At 43.0% G+C, this 22063-nt stretch carries 23 protein-coding genes and 2 tRNA genes; 18 read left to right on the top strand and 7 right to left on the bottom strand.

From position 1 onward, the window contains the following. The first annotated feature begins 34 nt into the window (after nucleotides 1-34). Nucleotides 35-556, top strand: coding sequence for a flavin reductase family protein (locus ARCPR_RS01310; RefSeq protein ID WP_012939670.1), 522 nt, complete (start codon nucleotides 35-37; stop codon nucleotides 554-556). Here ARCPR_RS01310 and dapF read toward each other — a convergent pair. Next, the gene (gene dapF / locus ARCPR_RS01315; protein ID WP_012939671.1) at nucleotides 533-1372 is read right to left on the bottom strand and encodes a diaminopimelate epimerase; all 840 of its coding nucleotides are present in this window, start codon (nucleotides 1370-1372) and stop codon (nucleotides 533-535) included. The two genes, ARCPR_RS01310 and dapF, sit on opposite strands and share 24 nt — an antisense overlap. A 50-nt stretch (nucleotides 1373-1422) precedes the next feature. Between dapF and ARCPR_RS01320 the strand changes: the two genes are divergently transcribed. Both ARCPR_RS01320 and thsB read left to right on the top strand, forming a co-directional pair. After that, nucleotides 1423-1504, top strand: a tRNA-Ser gene (locus tag ARCPR_RS01320). A gap of 101 nt (nucleotides 1505-1605) precedes the next feature. Beyond that, nucleotides 1606-3243 carry a thermosome subunit beta gene (gene thsB, locus ARCPR_RS01325; RefSeq protein ID WP_012939672.1) on the top strand — a complete coding sequence of 546 codons (1638 nt, stop codon included), beginning with the start codon at nucleotides 1606-1608 and terminating at the stop codon, nucleotides 3241-3243. Between the two features lie 55 nt (nucleotides 3244-3298). Here the strand turns inward: thsB and tpiA are convergent, their stop codons facing one another. Then, a complete protein-coding gene (gene tpiA, locus ARCPR_RS01330) occupies nucleotides 3299-3958 on the bottom strand; it encodes a triose-phosphate isomerase (RefSeq protein ID WP_012939673.1) in 660 nt (219 codons plus the stop codon). Between the two features lie 32 nt (nucleotides 3959-3990). On the opposite strand from tpiA, the gene ARCPR_RS01335 reads away from it, so the two are divergent. From ARCPR_RS01335 to glmM, 11 genes are all read left to right on the top strand, one after another. Then, the gene (locus tag ARCPR_RS01335; RefSeq protein ID WP_012939674.1) at nucleotides 3991-4890 is read left to right on the top strand and encodes a carbohydrate kinase family protein; all 900 of its coding nucleotides are present in this window, start codon (nucleotides 3991-3993) and stop codon (nucleotides 4888-4890) included. A 6-nt stretch (nucleotides 4891-4896) separates the two neighbouring features. Continuing rightward, nucleotides 4897-5895: an N-acetyl-gamma-glutamyl-phosphate reductase gene (argC, locus tag ARCPR_RS01340; RefSeq protein ID WP_012939675.1), complete on the top strand. Its 999-nt coding sequence runs from the start codon at nucleotides 4897-4899 to the stop codon at nucleotides 5893-5895. Between the two features lie 31 nt (nucleotides 5896-5926). Beyond that, nucleotides 5927-6112 carry a hypothetical protein gene (locus ARCPR_RS01345; RefSeq protein ID WP_012939676.1) on the top strand — a complete coding sequence of 62 codons (186 nt, stop codon included), beginning with the start codon at nucleotides 5927-5929 and terminating at the stop codon, nucleotides 6110-6112. Nucleotides 6113-6164: 52 nt separating this feature from the next. After that, nucleotides 6165-7325, top strand: a complete 1161-nt coding sequence (locus ARCPR_RS01350) for an RNA-guided endonuclease TnpB family protein (RefSeq protein WP_012939677.1) — start codon at nucleotides 6165-6167, stop codon at nucleotides 7323-7325. Nucleotides 7326-7390: 65 nt separating this feature from the next. Continuing rightward, complete coding sequence (locus tag ARCPR_RS01355) at nucleotides 7391-7621, top strand: hypothetical protein (RefSeq protein WP_012939678.1); 231 nt, start codon at nucleotides 7391-7393, stop codon at nucleotides 7619-7621. A gap of 33 nt (nucleotides 7622-7654) precedes the next feature. Next, complete coding sequence (locus tag ARCPR_RS01360; protein WP_012939679.1) at nucleotides 7655-10006, top strand: DNA-directed DNA polymerase; 2352 nt, start codon at nucleotides 7655-7657, stop codon at nucleotides 10004-10006. Nucleotides 10007-10046: 40 nt separating this feature from the next. Then, nucleotides 10047-10937, top strand: coding sequence for a branched-chain-amino-acid transaminase (gene ilvE / locus ARCPR_RS01365; RefSeq protein ID WP_012939680.1), 891 nt, complete (start codon nucleotides 10047-10049; stop codon nucleotides 10935-10937). Then, nucleotides 10918-11406, top strand: a complete 489-nt coding sequence (locus tag ARCPR_RS01370; RefSeq protein ID WP_012939681.1) for an ACT domain-containing protein — start codon at nucleotides 10918-10920, stop codon at nucleotides 11404-11406. The genes ilvE and ARCPR_RS01370 overlap by 20 nt, the downstream gene beginning before the upstream one ends. Further along, entirely contained in the window at nucleotides 11403-12395 is a 993-nt protein-coding gene (locus ARCPR_RS01375) for a homoserine dehydrogenase (protein WP_012939682.1), read from the top strand. The genes ARCPR_RS01370 and ARCPR_RS01375 overlap by 4 nt, the downstream gene beginning before the upstream one ends. A 35-nt stretch (nucleotides 12396-12430) precedes the next feature. After that, on the top strand, nucleotides 12431-13048 hold the full coding sequence (locus ARCPR_RS01380) for an A24 family peptidase (protein WP_187286416.1): 618 nt from the start codon (nucleotides 12431-12433) through the stop codon (nucleotides 13046-13048). A 31-nt stretch (nucleotides 13049-13079) separates the two neighbouring features. Then, a complete protein-coding gene (glmM, locus tag ARCPR_RS01385) occupies nucleotides 13080-14435 on the top strand; it encodes a phosphoglucosamine mutase (RefSeq protein WP_012939684.1) in 1356 nt (451 codons plus the stop codon). A 54-nt stretch (nucleotides 14436-14489) separates the two neighbouring features. Here glmM and ARCPR_RS01390 read toward each other — a convergent pair. Next, a tRNA-Tyr gene (locus ARCPR_RS01390) sits at nucleotides 14490-14581 on the bottom strand. 42 nt (nucleotides 14582-14623) lie between these two features. Continuing rightward, nucleotides 14624-15160 (bottom strand): adenylate kinase family protein, encoded by a 537-nt coding sequence (locus ARCPR_RS01395; RefSeq protein ID WP_012939685.1) that lies wholly within the window; start codon nucleotides 15158-15160, stop codon nucleotides 14624-14626. Between the two features lie 18 nt (nucleotides 15161-15178). Between ARCPR_RS01395 and ARCPR_RS01400 the strand changes: the two genes are divergently transcribed. The 4 genes from ARCPR_RS01400 to ARCPR_RS01415 are packed head-to-tail and all read left to right on the top strand — an operon-like array spanning nucleotide 15179 to nucleotide 18780. Further along, nucleotides 15179-15874, top strand: a complete 696-nt coding sequence (locus ARCPR_RS01400; RefSeq protein WP_012939686.1) for a metallophosphoesterase — start codon at nucleotides 15179-15181, stop codon at nucleotides 15872-15874. Between the two features lie 4 nt (nucleotides 15875-15878). Beyond that, complete coding sequence (locus ARCPR_RS01405; RefSeq protein ID WP_012939687.1) at nucleotides 15879-16418, top strand: CDP-2,3-bis-(O-geranylgeranyl)-sn-glycerol synthase; 540 nt, start codon at nucleotides 15879-15881, stop codon at nucleotides 16416-16418. Nucleotides 16419-16450: 32 nt separating this feature from the next. Next, nucleotides 16451-16834: a 30S ribosomal protein S8e gene (locus ARCPR_RS01410; RefSeq protein ID WP_012939688.1), complete on the top strand. Its 384-nt coding sequence runs from the start codon at nucleotides 16451-16453 to the stop codon at nucleotides 16832-16834. Further along, nucleotides 16834-18780 (top strand): DNA topoisomerase I, encoded by a 1947-nt coding sequence (locus ARCPR_RS01415; RefSeq protein WP_012939689.1) that lies wholly within the window; start codon nucleotides 16834-16836, stop codon nucleotides 18778-18780. The genes ARCPR_RS01410 and ARCPR_RS01415 overlap by 1 nt, the downstream gene beginning before the upstream one ends. On the opposite strand, the gene ARCPR_RS01420 is transcribed toward ARCPR_RS01415, so the two are convergent. Genes ARCPR_RS01420 through ARCPR_RS01430 form a run of 3 tightly spaced genes read right to left on the bottom strand, consistent with a single transcriptional unit; the run spans nucleotide 18777 to nucleotide 22047 of the window. Continuing rightward, complete coding sequence (locus ARCPR_RS01420; RefSeq protein ID WP_012939690.1) at nucleotides 18777-19037, bottom strand: MoaD/ThiS family protein; 261 nt, start codon at nucleotides 19035-19037, stop codon at nucleotides 18777-18779. The two genes, ARCPR_RS01415 and ARCPR_RS01420, sit on opposite strands and share 4 nt — an antisense overlap. Continuing rightward, a complete protein-coding gene (locus ARCPR_RS01425; protein WP_012939691.1) occupies nucleotides 19028-20059 on the bottom strand; it encodes a phosphotransacetylase family protein in 1032 nt (343 codons plus the stop codon). The genes ARCPR_RS01420 and ARCPR_RS01425 overlap by 10 nt, the downstream gene beginning before the upstream one ends. Beyond that, nucleotides 20056-22047 carry an acetate--CoA ligase family protein gene (locus ARCPR_RS01430; protein ID WP_012939692.1) on the bottom strand — a complete coding sequence of 664 codons (1992 nt, stop codon included), beginning with the start codon at nucleotides 22045-22047 and terminating at the stop codon, nucleotides 20056-20058. Before ARCPR_RS01430 ends, ARCPR_RS01425 begins: the two co-directional genes overlap by 4 nt. Nucleotides 22048-22063 lie beyond the last annotated feature (16 nt).

The following is a 22063-nucleotide window of genomic DNA, read 5'->3' on the forward strand; positions in this document are numbered from 1 at the left end:
AACGTTTTATTGGTATTTTTTCATTACTACAAATATGCACGCGCTTGAATACCTGTATCCCATGAGAACATTCCTGATAACATCAGGGACAATGGAGAAACCCAACGTTATGACTGCTGATTGGGTGACCCCTCTCTCGTTGAATCCACCTCTAGTTGGTGCTGCTATAGCTCACAAGAGGTATACGAAGAAGCTGATTGATGAGTACGGTGAATTTGTAGTGTCCGTGCCTACAATAGAACTGTTAAAGGATGTTTGGATAGCTGGAACGGTAAGTGGAGCGAATGTCAACAAGGCCGAAAAACTAAGCCTTACCTTTGTACCGTCAAAGAAAGTGAAAGCCCCATCTATAAAAGAGTGCCAAGCAAACTTGGAGTGCAAGGTCGTCAATGCAGTTGAGACTGGTGACCACGTCCTTTACGTCGGCGAGATAGTCGAAGTTACTCATGAAGATGCTTTCAAAGACAAGCCAGACGTGAAAAACTACAAATTCATACTCCACGTAGGATTTGGCAACATGTTTACAACAAATTCATCCGAAATTTTCAAAGCCTGAAAGCTCCAAAAGTCTTCCTTCAAAAACTTTCGCCGCAGTCCCATTCATGTAAATTTCGTCGTTAACTTCAATTTTTAAAATACCACCTTTTGTCTGGACTTCTACAACTTTATCCAAAATTCCTAAGCGGTTTCCAACGACTGCGACTGCGCAACTTCCAGTTCCGCAACTCAAAGTCTCATCCTCGACACCTCTCTCGTAAGTTCTAACGAATACACTGTTCCTGCTCAAAACCTTTGCAAAGTTTACGTTTGTTCCTTCGGGAAACAGCTTACTGTAGCGAATTTCTCTGGCAACTTTGTAGAAGTCGAAGTCGAAATCATCGACGAAAATAACCGCATGAGGAACGCCCGTATTAACAGCGTATACCTCAAATTTTCTTCCATCAATTTCGAAAACTTCACCCCAAACATCCTTTAGCGCTGGAACATCTTTTCCGAACTTGGGTCTACCCATGTTAACCCTTATCCACCACATCTCATCGAACCAGACGTCAAGTTTCAAAACACCTGCAAGAGTCTCAACCTTAACGACTCCGGGCTTGGCATAACCTCTTTCAACTATATATCTCGCAAAGCACCTTATTCCGTTACCACACATCTCCGCTCTGCTACCGTCGCTATTGTAAAAAACGAACTTAGCATCAGCAATATCGGATTTTTGAACAAATATCGCTCCATCTCCTCCAACACCAAATCTTCTATCGCAGACAACTCTTACAAATTCGGATTTTCTATTATCTGGAACCTTCACACTTTCAAATTCGTCAATTAGCACGAAATCGTTGCCGTTGCCATGCATTTTTACGAACTCCATGAACCTCGTTTTGCAAAAGATTTTAAAAACTGCGGTGTAAGTTATGTCGAGCCGGGATTGCAGAGTGGTACTGCGCGGGCCTTGAGAGCCCGTGCCCTTCGGGGCTCCGGGGTTCGAATCCCCGTCCCGGCGTTACGCCCTTCTTCGAAGCATCTCCGATTTTAATAATAACCATCATATCATTCAAAAATTTTATATAGACCTACTGACCTAGTGATTTTGGGTGATGTAACATGGCGACGTTGCAGGGAGTACCTGTGTTGATATTAAAGGAAGGGACACAGAGAACGACCGGTAGGGATGCATTGAGGATGAACATAACAGCTGCAAAGGTAATAGCTGAGGCTGTAAGAACTACATTGGGCCCAAGAGGTATGGATAAAATGCTCGTGGATAGCTTGGGTGATATAACAATAACCAACGACGGTGTTACAATCCTCAAAGAAATGGACGTAGAACACCCAGCCGCTAAAATGATCGTAGAAGTGGCTAAGGCTCAGGACAGCGAAGTCGGAGATGGAACAACTACGGCAGTCGTTTTAGCCGGTGAACTCTTGAAGAAGGCTGAAGAACTCCTCGATCAGGATGTCCACCCAACCATCATCGCTAAAGGTTATAGATTAGCTTGTGATAAGGCGATGGAGATTCTTGAAGAGATCGCAATCCCGGTCAGCAAGGACGACGAAGAAACGCTGAAGCTGATAGCGAAGACGGCAATGACTGGAAAGGGTGCTGAAGTTGCTCTGGAGAAGTTGGCTGACATAGTTGTCAAGGCTGTTAAATCTGTTGCTCAGGAGAGAGACGGTAAGATAGTGGTTGATCCAGAGGATGTGAAGATCGAGAAGAAGCCCGGAGCTTCTATCGAGGAAACTATGCTCGTAGACGGTATAGTACTGGACAAGGAAGTAGTACACCCAGCAATGCCCAAGAGAGTTGAGAATGCGAAGATTCTGCTGATCGACTCTGCATTGGAGGTTAAGGAGACCGAGATTGATGCAAAGATTAGAATCACAGACCCAGAGATGTTGCAGAAGTTCATCGAGCAGGAGGAGAAGATGATCAAGGAAATGGTTGATAGAATAGTGCAGGCTGGAGCGAATGTAGTGTTCTGTCAGAAGGGTATCGATGACCTGGCTCAGTACTACCTAGCTAAAGCTGGTATATTGGCTGTGAGGAGAGTTAAGAAGAGTGACATAGAAAAGCTTGCCAAGGCTACTGGTGCCAAGATCGTAACGAACTTGAGAGATCTGAAGCCAGAGGACTTGGGAGAGGCGGAGTTGGTAGAGGAGAGGAAGGTTGGCGAAGACAAGATGGTATTCGTCACAGGCTGCAAGAACCCGAGAGCTGTAACAATCCTCGTCAGAGGTGGTACCGAGCATATAGTTGACGAGATCGCAAGAGGTATCGAGGATGCAGTGAGGGCTGTGTCCTGTGCACTCGAAGATGGAAAGGTAGTGGCGGGAGGAGGGGCGCCGGAGATTGAGCTGAGCTTAAGGATCAGGGAGTGGGCACCGAGCCTAGGAGGCAGGGAGCAGCTAGCTGCGGAAGCGTTTGCACAGGCGTTGGAGATAATACCGAGGACATTGGCTGAGAACGCTGGACTTGATCCAATAGACATACTTGTAGAATTGAGAAAGGCTCACGAAGAGGGCAAGGTAACCTACGGAGTAGACGTATTCGAGGGCAAGGTAACTTGCATGAAGGAAAAGGGTGTCCTAGAACCTCTCAGAGTCAAGAAACAGGCTATAAGCGGTGCAACTGAGGCAGCAATCATGATACTGAGAATCGACGATGTCATCGCCGCTAAGGGTCTAGAGAAGGAAAAAGAGAAGGAGAAGGGCGGAGAGGAGTTTAGCTCACCAGAGTTCTAACTTTTTTCGATTTTTCTAATTTTATTAGCTCAACATTTCAAAAACTAGTAAATAGTTATCTCAGTCCTACAAGCTCTTCTAAAGCTCTCTTTGGGTCTTTCGCCTTTACAATACCGCTCGCAAGCAGAACGCCTTCTGCACCCAAGTCCAAAGCTCTAACGTAGTCTTCATGTGTAGTAATTCCAGCACCACATAGCACCTTAACCTTAGGATTGAGATCTTTCACGGCCTTAACGGAGTTTTCCACAACTTCTGGCTCGGCCTTGCTAACCGGAATTCCTGTTCCTATCAGCTCTGGAGGTTCAACAGCAACGTAATCCGGATCTAAAACAGCAACGGCTTTAGTTGTATTCACGTTATTCGTGCAAACTATCGAAACCAATCCTACCTTCTTGAACTTCTGAATTAGGAAGTCTATATCAGCCAGCTTTAGTCTTCTCTCGCTGTGATTGATTAAACTCCCTTTTGCTCCCTTCTCTTTTATCATTTCAGCAGTTATTCTTCCGGTGTAACTTCCAAATTCGATAGGATCAACGTGCTGAGCGTAAACATCAACACCAATTCTGGCAATCTCAGCCAAATCCAAGAAGTTTGGTGCTACAGCAATGTAATCATCAACTTTATCGCTCACTTCCAAAACAGCTCTCGCAATCTCCATAGCCTTCTTACCGGAGCCTTCAGCATAGGCTTTGAAGTTTATTATTATCACGCCCATAAGGTTAAAATGTTGGCTGCGATTTAAGTATTGTGGATGCTGTTGGCTTCGGAGCTTTGAATCTAGATAAGGTCTTCTTGGTCAGCGAGATCCCAAAAGCTGAGGAAGAAAGCTACGTTATCGATTTGCAGTTTTCAGCTGGGGGCAGTTCTGCAAATACAATTGTCGGTCTAGCCAAGCTAGGTCTGAAGACGGGCTTTATTGGAAAAGTTGGGAAGGATAAGGAAGGCGAATTTTTGATTAGGGATCTTAAGAGCTACGGGGTAGATACCGGCAACGTGATAGTTTCGGAGGGAAGAACGGGATGTGCCATGGTTTTCGTTGATAGGGATGGTAGGAGAGCCATACTAATTGATCCAGCTGTTAACGACACTGTGGGGTTTGATGAGATCGATTTAGAATTCGTCAATCAATTTAAGCTCTTGCATTTATCCTCCTTCGTCTGCAAGGTTAGCTGGAAATCTTTTGAGGCTCAGAAGAGGCTTGTTGAAATATTTAATGGAATTGTGAGCTTCGATCCGGGCAGTGTTTACGCAAAGTTTGGACTTGAGAAGATTAAGCCCATAATAAAGCACACAAACATCTTCATGCCAAACGAGATCGAAGTGAAGCTTTTGACTGGCTTAAATTATAAGGAAGGAGCGGAATTTTTCTTGAAGTGGTGCGATATTGTTGTTGTTAAGAGGGGTGAGGAGGGTTGCTACATTGCGAGCAATGAAGGTTGCTACGAAGTCCCAGCTCACAAAGTAAGGGTGGTGGATACGACTGGCGCTGGAGATGCGTTCAACGCCGGATTCCTCTATGGATTACTAAGGGGTAAAAATTTGGAGGAGTGCGCTAAGCTCGGAAACTACTTAGCGTCGCTCTGCATTCAACACGTTGGAGCGAGAACTTATTTGAAGCATATAGACAAACGTTATCTACCACTCTAGAGTTTGATGACTATGAAGGTTGGAGTAATCGGAGGCAGCGGATACACGGGTGGAGAACTCTTAAGACTGCTCTACAACCATCCGAAGGTTGAAGTTAGTGTTGTAACTTCGAGAAAGTTGGCTGGAAAGGATGTTTGGAAGGTTCACAGGCATTTGAAGGGATTCTACGATCTAAAATTTGTGGAACCTGAGATGAAATATTTTGAAGAATGCGATGTAGCTTTTACGGCAGTTCCACACGGAGAGGCTATGAAATACGTTCCCCAGCTTTTGGAGGTTGGTATTAAAGTTGTTGATCTTTCAGCGGATTACAGATTGCCCAAGGATGTCTATGAGAAAGTTTACGGTTTGAAGCATGAAGGTTATGTTGAGGCAGTTTACGGCTTAACGGAATTGCACAGAGATGAGATTGCAAAGGCTAATTTGGTTGCGAATCCCGGATGTTACCCAACTGGATGTATCTTGGCAGTAGCTCCAATAGCCAAATATGCTGAAAGAGTTGTTTTTGATTGCAAGAGCGGAATAACTGGAGCTGGAGTGAAACCAACGGAATTTACTCACTACCCCAACCTGCATGAAAGCGTAGTCCCATACAAGGTCACGAATCACAGGCATTATTACGAGATAGTCCAAGAGCTTAAGCCCTTCAACTCTGAAATTGCTGTCTCGTTCACACCGCAAGTATTCCCGGGATCGAGGGGGATTTTGACAACATCCCACATCTTCCTTAAAGAGAACCTGAGCCTTGAGGAAATCGTTAGAATTTATGAGGATTTTTACAGGGATTGCTACTTCGTAAGGTTGCAGGATGAGGTTAGGCTGAGCTATGTGAGGGGTAGCAACTTCTGCGATATAGCACTATTCAAAGGAGAGGACAGGATTGTAGCTGTATCGGCTATCGACAACTTGGTTAAGGGAGCGAGTGGGCAAGCTATTCAGAATATGAACGTCATGATGGGTTGGGATGAGAAGTTGGGTTTGGACTTCCCACCCCTCTTTCCCTAACTTTATTATACTTTTGAGCAAACTGAATTTAATGAGGGTTACGAGGGTTAGGTTCGTAGGCAGGATTTGGAAGCCTTCATTTTTGAAAGACTTACTGTCGCTCTTCGAAAACATCTGTGAAGAGATCAGGATTAACAGCTTCTTGGCAAATATAACCAGTATTTTTGATAAACTTGTTATCGAATATTATCATTTAACGATAAACGAAACACACTAAAACGAGATATAATTGCGAAAACTTTATAAATTTATATACCAAATGTTATATAATGGGCGATGAAGTAACCCTAACGGGAACGGTTGAAATGACCGTTAGGGCAGAGCCTTTGTTCAACTTGGTAAGGAATTATACGAATGCGTTGAGATTTGTAGTTCATGAAATTCTAAGAGACCCAAGCAAATATGGTAGGTGGAGATATGTTAAAAAGACGAGAAGGATAAGATGGGAACAAGATATAAAGAAGATACACGAATTCTACGAAACTTTGAAGCGTAGATTTAACCTACCACCAAAGTTTGCAATAGGGTGCGAAAGGGAAGCGTCCATGATTGCCAAAGCGGTAATAAACAACGAGAACAATGGAGAAAACAAATGTGTAATTAAAAGCTATAGAGCAAGGTGTGATTACCAGAGTTATAGTGTTAAATTCGACGGTAACAAGTGTTATTTGAGGCTACAAGGACTCGGAGAATTTGAAATAAAAGGATTCAACAAGAAATGGATTGACAAATACAAGGATTGGAAGTTCGGAGATTTGATAATGAAAATACAAGGGAAAATGATTAAGCTCTATGTAACATTAAAGAAGGTTGTTAAAATAGCGAATCCAAGTGAAAAGGTTGTAGCGGTTGATATGAATTTCGAGGAAGTTGTCGTGGGTAACGATAAAACCGAAGCAAGGTTCAGGACACCTTTACAAAGAATAATACACATTAAAAAGAATCACATCGAGAAAACTCAAAAGATGTATAACAAACAATGGTTACATGTTAGAGGAATTAGGAAAGCAATATCAAGATGGTGGAGAAGGATTAACGGTGTCACAAACAATTTCGTCAAGCAAATCTCAAGAAAGATAGTAGCATTTGCGAAAGAACGAGGATACGACACGATTGTCTTAGAAGATTTGAATGGGTTGAGAGATAAGCAAGCCAAGTTAAAGAAGTCGTGGAGTGAAAGATTTACGTTCTTCGTTTACAGAAAGCTTCAATCTTGGATAGAGTGGCAGGCTAAGAAAGAAGGTTTGGCAGTAGTTTACGTCAATCCAAAAAATTCATCGAGAACTTGTCCTAAATGCAAGAGCTTGAATACTAAATTTGAAAATAGAACGCTCGTATGCAAGAACTGTGGTTTTACGATGGATAGAGATAGCGTAGCTATAATCAACTTAACAGGCAAATGGTTAGGTGTGTTGAAATGTGGGGCATGAGGGTTTGCCCTGAACGAGGTCGAGGAGATGTGATCCCCGAATCCGATGAGACCTAAGGATGAAGGATGTTATCATCTGATATTGATGAGGATGATAACATCCAGACGAACCTTCCCATAACAGATTTTGACCTCTTTGCTGAAGTTGACGTTGAGGATTTGAAGGAGAAAGTGGTTGAGATCCTTGAAAAGCACGGCTACAATGCCAGGAGACTGCTGTTGTCGGTAAAGCGTGTGGAGTCTGTCGAAGTAGTTGAAGAGAAGCACGACAGAACTCTTCAGGAATTCATGGACTGAACTTATTTATATTATTGGGGATACATCGTATCGATGATCAAAGCTTGGCTTTTAGATGTCGATTACGTTACGGAGAATGACAGGGCTGTCATTAGATTATGGTGTAAGGATGATAAAGGTGTATTCGTAGCTTACGATCGCAACTTCCTACCTTACTTCTACGTGATAGGTTGTAAAGCTGAGGATGTAATGAAGGTTAAGGTTCGCACGAATGAGGGGATTATCACCCCCTTAAAGGTTGAAGAGATTGAAGCTAAAAGTTTGGGCAAGCCTATAAAGGCTCTTAAAGTTTACACACGGCATCCTCAGCACGTTCCCAAGCTGAGAGAGGAGATAAAGAAATTTGCGGAAGTTAGAGAGGCTGACATACCTTTTGCTTACAGGTACCTCATTGATAAGGACTTAGCTTGCATGGATGGGATTGAAATAGAGCCGATTGCGGTTAAGGAGGGTGTTTTGAGGGCTTACGAGGTTAGAAGTGTTAGGAGAGTTGAGAAAAAAGGTTTTCCCGATCTGAAAATCTTAGCCTTTGATTGTGAAATGCTTGCACAATTCATGCCCGATCCAGAGAAGGACCCCATAATCGCTATAGCCGTAAAATGCGGTGATTTTGAGGAGGTCTTGCATGGAGATGAGCGAGATATTTTGAGAAGGTTTGTTAGCATCATCAAGGAGCAGGATCCAGACATCATAGTCGGATACAACCAGGACAACTTCGACTGGCCTTACGTAAAAAAGAGGGCTGAGAAGTTTGGAATAAGACTCGACATAGGGAGGGATAGGAGCGAGATAAGCTTCAGGGGTGGTAGACCTAAGATAGCTGGAAGGTTGAATGTGGATTTGTACGATATAGCTTTGAAGATTCCTGACGTTAAGATCAAGACACTGAAGAAGGTTGCGGAGTTTTTGGGGGCTAAGGTTGAAGAGGAGGATATCGAGGGTAGAGATATCTACAAGTGCTGGATGAGAGGAGAGAAGGAGAAAGTCTTCAAACACGTCTTAAACGATGTCTTAACAACTTACAGGTTAGCTTTGGAGCTTTTGCCGATGCACTACGAACTCAGCAGGATGATCAGACTACCCTTGGATGATGTTGCGAGGTTGGGGAGGGGCAAGCAGGTAGATTACTTCCTCCTCAGCGAAGCTAAAAAGATCAACGAAATCGCCCCAAATCCACCTGAGATTGAGGAAAGCTACGAAGGTGCTTTTGTTTTAGAGCCAGCGAGAGGTTTGCACGAGAACGTAGCTTGTTTAGATTTTGCCAGTATGTACCCCTCAATAATGATTAACTTCAACATAAGCCCAGATACTCTCGTTAAAGGGGAGTGTGAAGATTGCTACGTTGCTCCTGAGGTAGGACACAAGTTTAGAAAGAGTCCAGATGGTTTCTTCAAAAGAATACTGAAGATGCTGATCGAGAAGAGGAGGGAGATGAAAAGGCAGATGAAGGAACTAGACCCAGACTCGGAAGATTACAAGCTCTTGGACATAAAACAGCAAACATTAAAAGTCTTAACAAACTCATTCTATGGCTATACAGGATGGAATTTGGCGAGATGGTATTGTAGAGAGTGTGCAGAGGCTACAACGGCTTGGGGTCGATACTTCATAAAGAGAGCCGTTAAGATTGCCGAAAGTATGGGTTTTGAGGTTCTATATGGAGATACAGACTCTCTTTTTATAAAAAAGAATAAATTAAATTTGAAAGATCTTGAGAAGGAGTGTTTAAAGTTGATAGATGTCATTTCCAAGGAGTTACCGATACAACTTGAGATTGACGAGTTTTACAAAGCCATATTCTTCGTTGAGAAGAAGAGGTATGCGGGGCTTACGGATGATGACAGAATAGTTGTAAAGGGTTTGGAGGTTAGAAGAGGGGACTGGTGCGAATTGGCTAAGAGGGTGCAAAGGGAAGTTATAGAAATAATTCTCAGGGAAAGAAATCCAGATAAAGCTCTGAAGTTCGTGAAGAATGTTATAGAGGAAATTAAGGAAGGTAAGTTCAAGCTTGAAGATTATGTGATATACAAGGGTTTGACGAAGAAGCCAGACAAGTATGAGAGCAAGCAGGCTCACGTTAAAGCAGCTTTGAGAGCTATGGAGATGGGAATATACTATCCTATCGGAACTAAGGTAGGTTTCGTTATTGTGAAAGGAGGGGGTAGTATTAGCGATAGAGCCTATCCTATAGAGCTTATCGAGGAGTTTGATGGAGAGAATCTAAAGATAAGGACACCATCTGGCATCATGGTTAAGAAAATCGATAAAGACTACTACATCGATCACCAGATAATTCCCGCAGTGATGAGGATACTCGAGAGGTTTGGCTATACAGAGGCGAGCTTGAAAACGACTATTCAGAAGACACTCTTCGACTTCACTTGAAACGAAACCCTTATTATTGCAAAACTATTTTTCGAGCGGTATGCAAGAACTACTCGTTTACATCGATGGTAAGTTTGTTCCGAAGAGTGAGGCAAAAGTTAGCGTTTTTGACCATGGATTTCTCTACGGCGACGGAGTTTTTGAAGGTATAAGGGCCTACAACGGTAGAGTTTTCAGGTTGAAGGAACACATAGACAGACTTTACGATTCTGCAAAGGCAATAGCTTTGGAAATCCCAATTTCAAAGGAGGAGTTCATGGAAATTATCTTGGAGACTTTGCGGAAAAACAACTTGAGAGACGCCTATATAAGACCGATTGTCACTAGAGGAGTTGGAGATCTGGGCCTAGATCCGAGAAAGTGCGGAAAGCCGACAATAATAGTCATAGCTCAGCCTTGGGAGAAACTCTATGGAGATTTGTATGAGAAGGGTATTAAGGCTGTTACTGTGACTGTTAGAAGAAATGCGATTGATTCTCTGCCACCTAACATAAAGTCGATGAACTACCTCAACAACATACTGGCAAAGATTGAGGCTAACGTAAAAGGAGGTGATGAAGCAATATTCTTGGATCACAACGGTTATGTGAGTGAAGGTAGTGGAGATAACATATTCGTCGTCAAGAACGGAGTTATCATGACTCCACCGACTATAAATAATCTCAAGGGCATTACAAGGGAAGTTGTTATTGAAATTATTCACGAGCTCGGAATTCCGTTCAAGGAAACAAACCTAAGTCTTTACGATCTCTACACAGCTGACGAGGTATTCGTAACTGGAACCGCTGCTGAGGTTTGTCCAATAGTTTGGATAGATGGTAGAGTTATTGGTGACGGCAAGCCGGGTGAGATAACCAAGAAGATCATGGAAGAGTTTAGGAAAAAGACAGAGAAGGAAGGTGTTCCAGTATATGCTGACGATGGTAGTTGAGCTTGAGGACAAACCGGGACAACTCATAAAGGTTTTGGAGCCCATTTCAAAGCTGGGTGGAAACATAATCAGCGTCACTCACAGGAGAGATGAGATTACCCCTCTGGGTAAGATTCCTGTGAGAATTGCAGTTCAGATAGATGAGAAAAAGATAGACCAATTGATAAGAGAAATAGAAAGTAGGGGAATCTGTATAAGAAATTACAATAGAGTTAAACACACAGTAACCACCTCCCTACTTTTGATCGGGCACATAATTCATACCGATTTGAGGAGTACTGTGGACGCCGTTGACAGAACAGGATTTGCAGAAGTTGTTGAAATGAGGATAGTCATGCCGGAACTGAACAAGCCTTCCACGGCCTTCATAAAGCTTTCAGCCGTTAACGACGAGAAGCTGAGAGAATCTGTTAGAATTTTGAAAGAGGTCTGTAAGGCTAAGGGGATAAAGGTTGTAGAGCCATTATGAGAATCGCCATAATAGGCTTCGGTTCCGTTGGGAGGGGAGTTGCTGAAGTTTTGATTGAGAAAAGAGATTATCTAAAGCGTTATCTGGGAGATTACAAGGTTGTAGCGGTAACTGATTCTAAGGGTGGAGTGTTTGACGAGAATGGATTGGATCTCAGAGAAGTTCTTGAGATGAAGAAGAGAGGAAGTTTGCCAAAGCGAGTAACATCGATTGAAGTTGTAAGAGAGCTGGATTTCGATGTTTGTATAGAGGTAACTCCAACTAACATTGAGAACGGTGAACCGGGATTAACACACATAAAGGAGTGCCTAAAGAGGGGAATTGATGTCGTAACATCTAACAAGGGGCCTCTCGCCGTAGCTTTTAAAGAACTCATGAGTCTTGCAGAGAAAAACAACGCTAGATTGATGTTTGAGGCTACCGTGGGAGGGGCAATGCCAGTCATAAAGCTCGCAAAGGTCGATTTAGCCGGAAACGAGATAATTTCTGTCAAGGGAATTCTGAACGGAACATGCAACTACATCCTCTCTAGAATGGAGAAAGAGCTTCTACCTTATGAAATGATACTCGAAGAGGCCAAGGAATTGGGAATAGCTGAGGCTGATCCTACCTACGATGTAGAGGGGATTGATGCGAGTGCAAAGCTCGTTATAATAGCGAACGCGATAATGGGGCTTGACGCGAAGTTCGAAGATGTGGAAAGGGTTGGAATATCCGATCTGACTCCCGAAGCTTTCAAAGTTGCTCTTGAGAACGGTTACACTATTAGGTTGATAGCAGAAGCTACAAGTGAGTATCTAAGAGTCTCACCGAGACTTATACCCTTAAACCATCCTCTGGCAATATATGGAACGCTGAACGCTCTAGAGATAGAAACTGACTTGGCTGGTGAAGTGTTCGTTATAGGAAGGGGAGCGGGAAGCAGAGAGACCGCTTCAGCAATAATATCCGATCTGATATGCTTGTCGAAACCGTTAAAGTGCTTGTAACTCTTTTAATTTTCATTAGGGCTAGTATCGAGGATTTGAAAACGAGAGAGATAGATGACAGGATTTGGTTGTTTATGATCGCTTTGGCTATACCTTTGAACGTTATCCAATACATTCAAGAGCCTTTCAATCTAACGTTTGCGCTCATACAGTTTGTACTGATCTTTATTCTTGCGAACGTGATGTATTACCTTTTGAACTTCGGAGGGGCAGACTGCAAGGCGCTGATAAGCTTATCCATAATGTTTCCGATTTATCCCGAGATTTTTGAGTTCACTGTTAAGGGTTTTATCTTCGCATTAAGCGTTTTAACAGATTCTGTGATATTCGCACCGCTAATATCCCTCTACTTCTTCGTAAGGAACGCTTTGAAGGGTGATTTCGCAAAAACCATGTTTATCGGATATAAAGTCAAAATCGATGAGATTCCGAAGTTTCACAACCTTTTGGAGTGGGTTGAGAACGGGAAGGTTGTTAGGTCTCTTAGAGGAATTGAATTTGACAGTAAGGTTGTTGAAGAGTTGAAGAGCTTGGGTGTGAAGGAAGTTTGGGTAACTCCTGCCCTGCCTTTTTTAGTCTTCATGACGTTTGGATTTATAGTTGCTGTAACTCTAGGTGACCTGATCTTCCTAATTCTGAATAGAATAACGTAACTGTTATATCGAATCGCTCAGAATTAAGATTATGACGAGAATAGGTGCCGTCGGAGAGCTTTTTGGTACTGACGGTGTTAGAGGAGTAGCTAACGAGGAACTAACTCCCGAAATGGCCATGAATTTAGGAAGGGTTATGGGAACTCTAAAGAGAAAGGTTGCTGTAGCTATGGACACACGTATCTCAAGTTACATGCTCAAGAGTGCAGTTATAGCAGGTTTGACGTCCTGCGGGTGTGATGTCGTTGATCTCGGAATCGCTCCGACTCCAGCTTTGCAATATTACGTTAAGAGCAAGGATGAGATCGAGGGAGGAATAGTTGTCACTGCAAGCCACAATCCGAGAGAGTATGGAGGTATAAAGTTCATTCAAGAGGATGGCAGGGAGTTCACAAGAGACATGGATGCAGAGTGTGAGCGTATTTATAAGAGCAAATCCTTCAGATTTGCAAGCTGGGACAATATTGGGCAAGTGTATTACGATGAATATAGAAGATTGTACATAAACGGAATTCTTAGCAAAGTTGACGTCGATGCGATTGCTGGGAAGGGGTTTAAGGTCGTTATAGATTGCGGTAACGGGGCTGGCTACGTAACTTCGCCTTACATATTGAAGGAGCTAGGTTGTAATGTGATCAGCATAAATGCGCATCCGGATGGTCGATTTCCTCAGAGAAATCCCGAGCCCGTTGAAGAAAATGTTGGATTGTTGAAAAGGGTTGTTAAAGAGGTTGGAGCGGATTTGGGTGTTGCTCATGACGGAGATGCGGATAGGGCAACTTTTGTTGATGAGAAAGGTAGATTCATTCCTGAAGACATAATGCTCGCTTTGATGGCTAAATATTATGTGGAGAAGAATAACGGTGGTAAAGTTGTAACCCCAGTAAGCTCTTCAAAGTGTGTTGAGGATGTGGTTGTGGAAGCTGGTGGTGAAGTTATCTACACTCCAGTAGGATCACCAGTCGTCGCTGAAACCATGCTTAAAGTAAAGGCAGTTTTCGGTGGAGAGGGGAATGGCGGTTTAATTTTCCCGGAGCACTTGCTTGCAAGGGATGGAGCTATGAGCTTTGCGAAGGTTTTGGAGCTTATGGCTTTAGAAAATAAACCTATCTCAGAGTTAGTAAAGGGAATTCCGAAGTACTACATGATAAAGACTAAGTTACCGTGCAGGGATAAGATCAAGCTTTTGAAGGGGCTGGAAGAGAAGTTTCCAGATGCAAACTTCACAGATGGGGCAAGAATAGACTACGAGGACAGCTGGATTCTCATAAGACCTTCAGGGACGGAACCTATAGTCAGGATATTTGCCGAGGCTAAGTCAAAGAAGAAGGCTAAGGAGCTTGTGGAGTTTGGAATTAAGGTCGTAAAGGAAATTTTGGGTGAGTAATAGCCTCTTCAATTATTTTTCTCTAGGAATGATGGGATTGGTAGAAGTAAGGAGTCCCGGCTCCCGGATTTGAACCGGGGACCCCGGGCTCTCTGCCCGGTCGCCAGACTACAGGCCCGCGCTCTGCCAGACTGAGCTAAGCCGGGACTACTGGATATGAGAACTGATGTGTTTATAAACCTTATGTCTCAACGTCTGATAAGCTCATCCAGCTTGTCACCTACTTCAGACAACCAATCGATCCTTCCTGGCTTGTATTTCTCACTTTCACCTCTCAAAATTTCTTCGACAGCATTAGCCACTTCTTCAGGAGTTAAATTGGTTGTGTCTATCTCGTATACTTTCTCAACACTGTCCAAAGCTTCGATGAGAATCACATCGACAAGCTCAGCCTCGACGTTTTCGAGAATTTTCTCCTCACTCCAGCCCTTCCTTTCAAGCCTCCTCTTTAGCTCCAACGGATTGCATCTCAAAACTATTGCCAAATCCGGGTTGAGAAGATGTGAAAGATGACCCTCGATAATCGTTAAGCCTTTAACTACTTTTCTAACATTCTCAGCCAGCTTTTCAACATCGACTATTTTACACCCTTCCTCTTCACCAATTATGCAGTTAAATTTCTCAGCTAACTCGTTGACTGACAAAACAATATATCCTCTCTTCCTCAATATTTCGGCAACTGTACTCTTCCCGACTCCTGGAGTTCCAGTTAAGGCTATAAGCATTCCTTCACTTCTGCAATTGTGGGCATCAAGTTTACACCTGAGAGAGCTCTGATAGTTGGGAGGACCGCGGTGATAGCTGACCTTCATCTTGGCTTGGAGAACGTGCTGATAGAAAAAGGTATCGCAATACCGAAGGTTCAGCTCGATGAGATCCTTGAGAGACTTGATAGAGTTTCAAAAGAAGTTGAGAGGGTTGTGATAGCTGGCGATTTGAAACACGAGTTCGGCAAAAACTTGCCCTACGAATGGGAGGATGTTAAAGCTGTAATAGATTTTCTGCTTAGTAAAGATTTGGAAGTTGTGGTTGTTAGGGGTAATCACGACAACTTTCTCAAGGCGATTTTAGCAAAATTCGGGATAGATTTGCTCGATCACTACGATGTTGAAGGCTGGAGGATTGTCCACGGTCATAAGGCATGTGATGCCGACAAAATAATAATGGGTCACGAACATCCGGCAATAAAGGTTAGAGTAGACGGAGTCTACACATTTCATTGTTTTCTTAGGGTTAGGAAGGACGGAAGGGAGATAATAGTCCTTCCAGCATTTTCTCCACTAGTCCAAGGAAGTGACGTAACTTCTTGCGAATTCATATCTCCTATACTTGCGGAGGTTGACTGCGAAGAAGTAGAAGTCTACGCTGTAAACGACGAAGTGCTATATCTGGGAACCATTGCGGATATCAAAAACCTCAAAATCCATCAGCCGTTTTAGACTCATGCTCGAACTGATAATCAAAACAATCTGGCTACTCCTTCCGGCTTACATACCAAACAACTTCGCTGTCATCTTTGGTGGGGGAAAACCGTTAGACCTTGGCAAGCACTTTATAGATGGGAAGAGAATACTCGGTGACGGGAAGACTATAAGAGGTTTCGTAGCTGGAGTTTTGGGCGGTATATTTACAGCTCATATTCAGCTAATTATCGAGAAATCGTTCAGTCTTAGCGTATATTCATCTTTAGATTACGCTTCTTTTCTTCAACTAGTTTTCCTGCTGTCTTTTGGAGCTATGCTCGGAGATTCGATAGGTAGCTTTATAAAGAGGAGATTTGGAGTTGAGAGAGGAGGAAAGTTTCCCATCTTGGATCAGCTTACCTTCCTTATAATAGCCTACATTTTAGCCAGCAGATGCAGTGCTTTCTACAAACTGTTCACTTTGGATGTTATAATCACTGGAATAGTCATAACACCCTTGTTGCACCTGACAATAAACGTCTTAGCCTACAAGCTCGGGCTTAAGGATGTGTGGTGGTAAGGCTTAAATAACAGTCTCTCAACTTGCCCTTTATGATCTGGCAGGGAAGGAGCAGAAGAAAACCTACAGGCGGACTTTACAGACCTCACAGAAAGAAGAGGAAGTATGAGATGGGAAGACCGCAAACAGAGACTCTAATAGGTGAGAGAAAGATCAAGTTGGAAAGGGTTAGAGGCGGAAACTACAAGGTTAAGCTCGTTAGGGACAAGTATGCAAATGTCTATGTGCCGAGCGAGGGAAAGGTAGTCAGGGTTGAGATTAAGAGAGTCGTTGAGAACCCCGCTCACGTTCACTATGCGAGAAGGAACGTTATAACGAAGGGTGCTATAATCGAAACTGAAATAGGACTTGCAAGAGTTACGAACAGACCGAGTCAGGAGGGACTTATCAATGCTGTACTGATCGAACAGAAGTGATGTGGTTAATAGTTGCTGAGAAGGATAAATCTGCCAGAAGGATTGCCCGAATCCTGTTTAAGGACGTAAAGGTTCTTAAAAAAAATCAGGTCAATTACTACTTTTCTCCTTCCAATAAAGCCTTTGTCTTGGGTTTGAAGGGGCATATTGTCGAATACGATTTTCCTGAGGAGCTGAACAACTGGCGAAGAACACCTCTTGAAGCTTTACTTAAAGCCAAATTTGTAGTTAAAGTTAAAGAAAAAAACGTCGTAAAGACGCTTTTGGAACTTGCAAAAGATGCTGAGAGAGTTACGATTGCCACAGACTACGATAGAGAGGGAGAATTTATAGGATTGACAGCTGTCAAGCTTATTCAGAAGGTAAATCCGGGTGTGAAGATAGAGAGAGTAAGGTTCAGTGCCCTGACTCCTGTAGATGTAAGAAGAGCTTTTGAAAATCCCACGAGCTTGGATTTAAATCTGGCGAAATCTGCTGAAGTCAGACACAAGGTTGATCTGCTATGGGGTGCTATTTTAACGAGATTGCTGTCCCTATCTGCAAACCGTTTGGGTAGAGATTTTCTTAGCGTTGGGAGAGTTCAGAGCCCCACTTTGAGATTGATAGTTGAAAGGGAGGAGCAGATCAAGTCGTTCAAGTCCAAATACTACTACAATGCCTTTGTAAAGGTTAGGGGAATTTATGCAAAGAGAAAATTCGAAAAAGAAGAAGAGGCAAAAGCAGTTTTAGAATCCATCAATACTCTGAAGGTTTTAAGTTTCAAAAAGAGCGTTGTTGAGGAGAAAAAGCCGATTCCTTTCAACACAACAGAGTTCTTGAAAGAGGCGTCGAAGTTTATGAAACCCGATAAAGCAATGGCTATAGCTGAAAACCTCTACATGGAGGGTTACATATCCTATCCGAGAACAGACAACACAGTCTATCCAAAAACTCTAAACCTCAAGAAATTGGTTGAAATGTTCCTCAGTAGTGATTTCAAAGATCATGCCGAATTCGTCCTCAAGCACGGTATAGAGCCATCCAGAGGCAGAAAAGAAACAAGCGATCATCCTCCCATTCACCCGACAGCCGTTGCAAGTAAAGACGAGCTTAGTAAAGACGAGTGGACAATTTATGAACTGGTTGTGAAGAGATTTTTGGCTACTTTAGCTCCCAAAGCGAAGTGGGAGGTAAAGAGGGTCGAGTTTGAGCAAGGCTTTAAAGCTATGGGTAAAAAGCTCATCTTCGCTGGTTGGAGATTAATTTATGATTACTCAAAGCCAGAAGAGAGCTATATCCCAGATTTTAAGGTTGGAGAAGTTTTGGTTGTTGAGGAAAAGAAGATCAAGAAAGAGAAGACAAAGCCACCATCTCGCTATACAACGGGAACTCTGATAAAGGTTATGGAGAGTTTGGGATTGGGAACAAAGTCAACGAGGCACGAGATTATAAAGAAGCTCTACGATCGCAAGTACATCTACGGTAACCCGATAAGGCCAACGAACCTAGCCTTTGCAGTTATAAATGCTCTGAAGGAGACTGCTGAAGTAGTAACGCTTCCTGATATGACCGCAAAGCTTGAAAGGGACATGACTGCGATTGCGGAAGGAAGAATAGATGAGAAAGATGTTTTGAAGGAATCAGTTGTTTTTCTGAGCAGGATTTTGAAGAGTGTCGATAGGGAAAGGTTGGGGAGCATAATAAAGGAGGGTATCGAGAAGGATAGAGAAGAAGAGATGGAAAAAAATGCGATTGGTTCCTGTCCAGAGTGTGGTGGAGTTTTGTTGGTAAAGAGAGCCAACAAGAGGTTTATAGGCTGTTCGAATTATCCAAAGTGTAAGTTTTCACGTCCATTACCTCAGAAGGGAAGATTGGTCACAACTTCGAAAGTTTGCGAAAAACATGGTGTTAAGATTTTGAGGATAGTTGAAAAAGATAGAAAGTGGGAGTTTTGTCCCCTCTGCTAACCTCCGGCAATAGGTGGAAATATTGCTATAACGCTACCTTCCTTCAGCTTTGGTCTTTCATCTTTTATGTTCCTCCCATCGACTGTTATTATCCTATCGCTTCTTATCTTACCGTTCTCATCAAAAATCTCCCTGTAAAACTCCTCTCCCAGCCTCTCTGCCAACTTCTTCAAAATTTCCTCTAAGCTGTTACCTTCAACCTCGAACTCCTTTCCAAATCTTCTCAGAGTTGCGAAAAGCTGAACCTTCACCCGCATAATACGCTCACCAATTTATCAACATCTACGTGCTCCTTAACAATTTCAACCATTCTTTCCACTTTCTTTCCCTTCATCTTACCCTTTCCAGTGACCCTGCTAACCAAGCTAACAGTTGTGAGTGTGTCGTAGGGTACCAGAACAATCGGGGTCCCCCTACTTCTAGCTATTCCTAAAACAACGCTCGGAGGTTCGAGATTTCCAGTCAATATTAAACATTTAATATTCGGTACCTCCAAAGCAGTCACTATTATGTCCGATCTGTCTCCACCCGTTATTACAGCGCAGTTTTTGCACCTTCTGAAGTGCTCGAGAGCGGATTGTGCAGTCATAGCTCCTATAAGGACCTGCTCTATTACTACATCCTCCTTAGGCTCGACGAGGTATCTTCCGTTAAGAACTTCAACAATCTCACTTAGAAATGTGCCTGATAGAAATGGATCTTTGGGAATTGCCCCAGCAAGTTCAACACCGATACTTTCCAATTTCTCGGATATATCCTTGATATACCTCTCCATGTACCCTGAAACGAAGTTGAGTACAACTTGCTTCAGCCTATCACCAAAAACTTGCTTCGCCATTGCAATCTTATCCAAGACAAATTCATCAAATTTAGCTACCATGACTACGTTTAGATTTAGCTCTCTCGCAATCTCGTCATCGCTCAAACCCATGAATTTTCCAACCTCGTAGCTCAGAGCGCCTTCGACGAGTACGACGTCCTTTCCTTCTCTAACCCTTTGGTAAGCTTCAAGAATTCTCTTTTTTATGCCTTCAACCTTCATTTCGAATTCCAAGTAGGGTCTATCGATTACTACAGGGCAGATTGTCTCTAAGCTGTCGTCAACTTTCAGTATGGAGACTATACTCGAAACGTCCTCCTCAACCAACTCTCTTCCAACGTACTTACCAATACCAAAAGGCTTGAAGTATCCGATCCTATATCCTCTTTCCTGAAGTATCTTTCCCAGAGCTATTATGAGGGAGCTCTTGCCAGAGAATGCATCCGTTGAGGAGATCATACTATCACCTTAACATCCACAGCACAACAACCCTTCTCGTAAACAAATATAGGGTTTATGTCAAGCTCTAAAATCTCCTCCAAGTCCATAACCATCTGTGAAACCCTCAGAATGACGTCTATTATGGCATCAACATCTGAAGGTTTCTCACCTCTAACACCTTGCAGTATTCTGTAAGCCTTAACCTCTCTAACCATCTCTTCCGCATCTTCCCTGCTTATCGGAGCTATTCTGAATGAAACATCTCTAAATACATCTACGTAAATTCCACCCATACCGAACATCACCAGTGGGCCAAAGCTAGGATCTCTCTTCATACCAACTATTACCTCCTTGCCAGTGGGCATCATCTTCTGAATCATAACGCCCTCCACATCTCCAAACTCCTCAGCTCTCTTCAATATCTCGTAAAATATCTTAACAACCTCATTTCTCGTAACGTTCAGCTTTACACAACCTACATCCGTCTTGTGGATAATCTTAGGTGACACAACCTTCATGGCAACGGGGTATCCAATTTTATCGGCAATCTCCAGAGCTTCTTCAGCCGATCTTGCAATCCCATACGGTGGTACGGGTATCCCGTACTCCCTAACCACTTCGAAATACAGACCTCTCTTAAGCAGTTCTCTCACTTTCTTTAAATCGACATCAAACCTTACGAATTCTTTCCTCTTAGTTCTTCTGCTGTAGAACTGCACTGATGCTATCGCCTTCACAGCTCTAACAGGATCGTTAAAGTTTGCTATACCCTTCTCTCTTAAAATTCTTACAGCTTCTTCAAAGCTCTTCCCACCCATAAAACAACCTACGACCTTCTTGTTAATCCCAACAATTTTTTCAGCAACTTTTACACCATCTATGGTTGCAGTAGGAGTCAATATGGCGAGTATTAAACCAACGTTTCTATCCTTCGCAACGATATCCAACGCTTTGCAGAACCTTTCAGCATCAGCATCTCCCAAAACGTCTACTGGATTGTAAACATTGCCGTAAGGGGCTATTGATCTAAGCATCTCCACAGTTTCATGCTCAAAACTTGCGAGATTTAAGTTATACTTTTCAACGGCATCTGACGCCATAACTGCTGGGCCTCCAGAATTTGTTACTATTGCAACACCCCCACGAAATCCCTTGATGTAGCTTAAAACAGTTGAAAAATCGAAGAGTTCCTCAACTGATTCAGCCTCTACAACACCACTCTGTCTGAAAGCAGTTCTGCAAGCCTCGTAACTGCCAGCCAAGCTTCCAGTATGACTCGAAACGGCCTTCGCTCCTGCAGATGTTTTACCACTCTTTATGGCAACTATCGGCTTTCTACACTTCTCAGCAATTTCCATGAACCTTCTGCCTTCTTCAATGCCCTCAACGTAGAGAGCTATTACTTCGGTTTCATCGTCGTTTGATAAATATTCAATGAAATCGCACTCGTTTAAAAGGGCCTTATTCCCTAGGGAGACGATTTTACTAAATCCGATGTTGTTTGCGAGAGCCCAGTCCATTATTGCAACTATCAGGGCTCCTGACTGACTTATCAGGGCAATTCTACCTCTTAAGGGCTCTACGCCGCTAAAGGTTGCATTCAAGCCGTTTGACGTATTTATGATTCCCAGACAGTTCGGACCAACCATTTTAATTCCGTACTTTTTGCATATTTCGACAAGCTCCATCTCAAGCTTGTAGTTTCCGACTTCTCTAAATCCGGCGCTTATAACTACAGCAGCTTTAACCCCCTTTTCACCGCATTCCTCTAGGACTTTTGGAACAACTTCAGCTGGAACGGCTATGACTGCCAGATCGACTTCTTCAGGTAAATCTTTCACAGAGGGATAGCATTCCACACCCAAAACTTCTCTATACTTTGGATTTACCGCATAAATCTTTCCTTTGAATTTTGACAAGTTCTTTAGCAATGTATTTCCGACCTTTCCTTCCTTCGGCGTAGCACCTATGACTGCGATAGCCCTTGGCTCGAAAAGTTCTTCCATTTCCAATAAGATTTTA

This window comes from Archaeoglobus profundus DSM 5631 (assembly GCF_000025285.1).
GTDB classification, from domain to species: Archaea; Halobacteriota; Archaeoglobi; order Archaeoglobales; family Archaeoglobaceae; genus Archaeoglobus_B; species Archaeoglobus_B profundus.

Bases quoted from the DNA above. Each gene is read 5' to 3' on its own strand.
- ARCPR_RS01395 (WP_012939685.1), bottom strand. From the start codon at position 15,160: ATGCTTATAGCCTTAACTGGAACTCCAGGAGTCGGGAAGAGTACAGTT.
- glmM (WP_012939684.1), top strand. From the start codon at position 13,080: ATGACGAGAATAGGTGCCGTCGGAGAGCTTTTTGGTACTGACGGTGTT.
- ARCPR_RS01415 (WP_012939689.1), top strand. From the start codon at position 16,834: ATGTGGTTAATAGTTGCTGAGAAGGATAAATCTGCCAGAAGGATTGCC.
- tpiA (WP_012939673.1), bottom strand. From the start codon at position 3,958: ATGGGCGTGATAATAATAAACTTCAAAGCCTATGCTGAAGGCTCCGGT.
- thsB (WP_012939672.1), top strand. From the start codon at position 1,606: ATGGCGACGTTGCAGGGAGTACCTGTGTTGATATTAAAGGAAGGGACA.
- ARCPR_RS01430 (WP_012939692.1), bottom strand. From the start codon at position 22,047: ATGGAAGAACTTTTCGAGCCAAGGGCTATCGCAGTCATAGGTGCTACG.
- dapF (WP_012939671.1), bottom strand. From the start codon at position 1,372: ATGGAGTTCGTAAAAATGCATGGCAACGGCAACGATTTCGTGCTAATT.
- ARCPR_RS01360 (WP_012939679.1), top strand. From the start codon at position 7,655: ATGATCAAAGCTTGGCTTTTAGATGTCGATTACGTTACGGAGAATGAC.
- ARCPR_RS01425 (WP_012939691.1), bottom strand. From the start codon at position 20,059: ATGATCTCCTCAACGGATGCATTCTCTGGCAAGAGCTCCCTCATAATA.
- ARCPR_RS01410 (WP_012939688.1), top strand. From the start codon at position 16,451: ATGATCTGGCAGGGAAGGAGCAGAAGAAAACCTACAGGCGGACTTTAC.
- ARCPR_RS01370 (WP_012939681.1), top strand. From the start codon at position 10,918: ATGCTGACGATGGTAGTTGAGCTTGAGGACAAACCGGGACAACTCATA.
- argC (WP_012939675.1), top strand. From the start codon at position 4,897: ATGACTATGAAGGTTGGAGTAATCGGAGGCAGCGGATACACGGGTGGA.
- ARCPR_RS01420 (WP_012939690.1), bottom strand. From the start codon at position 19,037: ATGCGGGTGAAGGTTCAGCTTTTCGCAACTCTGAGAAGATTTGGAAAG.
- ARCPR_RS01405 (WP_012939687.1), top strand. From the start codon at position 15,879: ATGCTCGAACTGATAATCAAAACAATCTGGCTACTCCTTCCGGCTTAC.
- ARCPR_RS01310 (WP_012939670.1), top strand. From the start codon at position 35: ATGCACGCGCTTGAATACCTGTATCCCATGAGAACATTCCTGATAACA.
- ARCPR_RS01355 (WP_012939678.1), top strand. From the start codon at position 7,391: ATGTTATCATCTGATATTGATGAGGATGATAACATCCAGACGAACCTT.
- ilvE (WP_012939680.1), top strand. From the start codon at position 10,047: ATGCAAGAACTACTCGTTTACATCGATGGTAAGTTTGTTCCGAAGAGT.
- ARCPR_RS01350 (WP_012939677.1), top strand. From the start codon at position 6,165: ATGGGCGATGAAGTAACCCTAACGGGAACGGTTGAAATGACCGTTAGG.
- ARCPR_RS01375 (WP_012939682.1), top strand. From the start codon at position 11,403: ATGAGAATCGCCATAATAGGCTTCGGTTCCGTTGGGAGGGGAGTTGCT.
- ARCPR_RS01345 (WP_012939676.1), top strand. From the start codon at position 5,927: ATGAGGGTTACGAGGGTTAGGTTCGTAGGCAGGATTTGGAAGCCTTCA.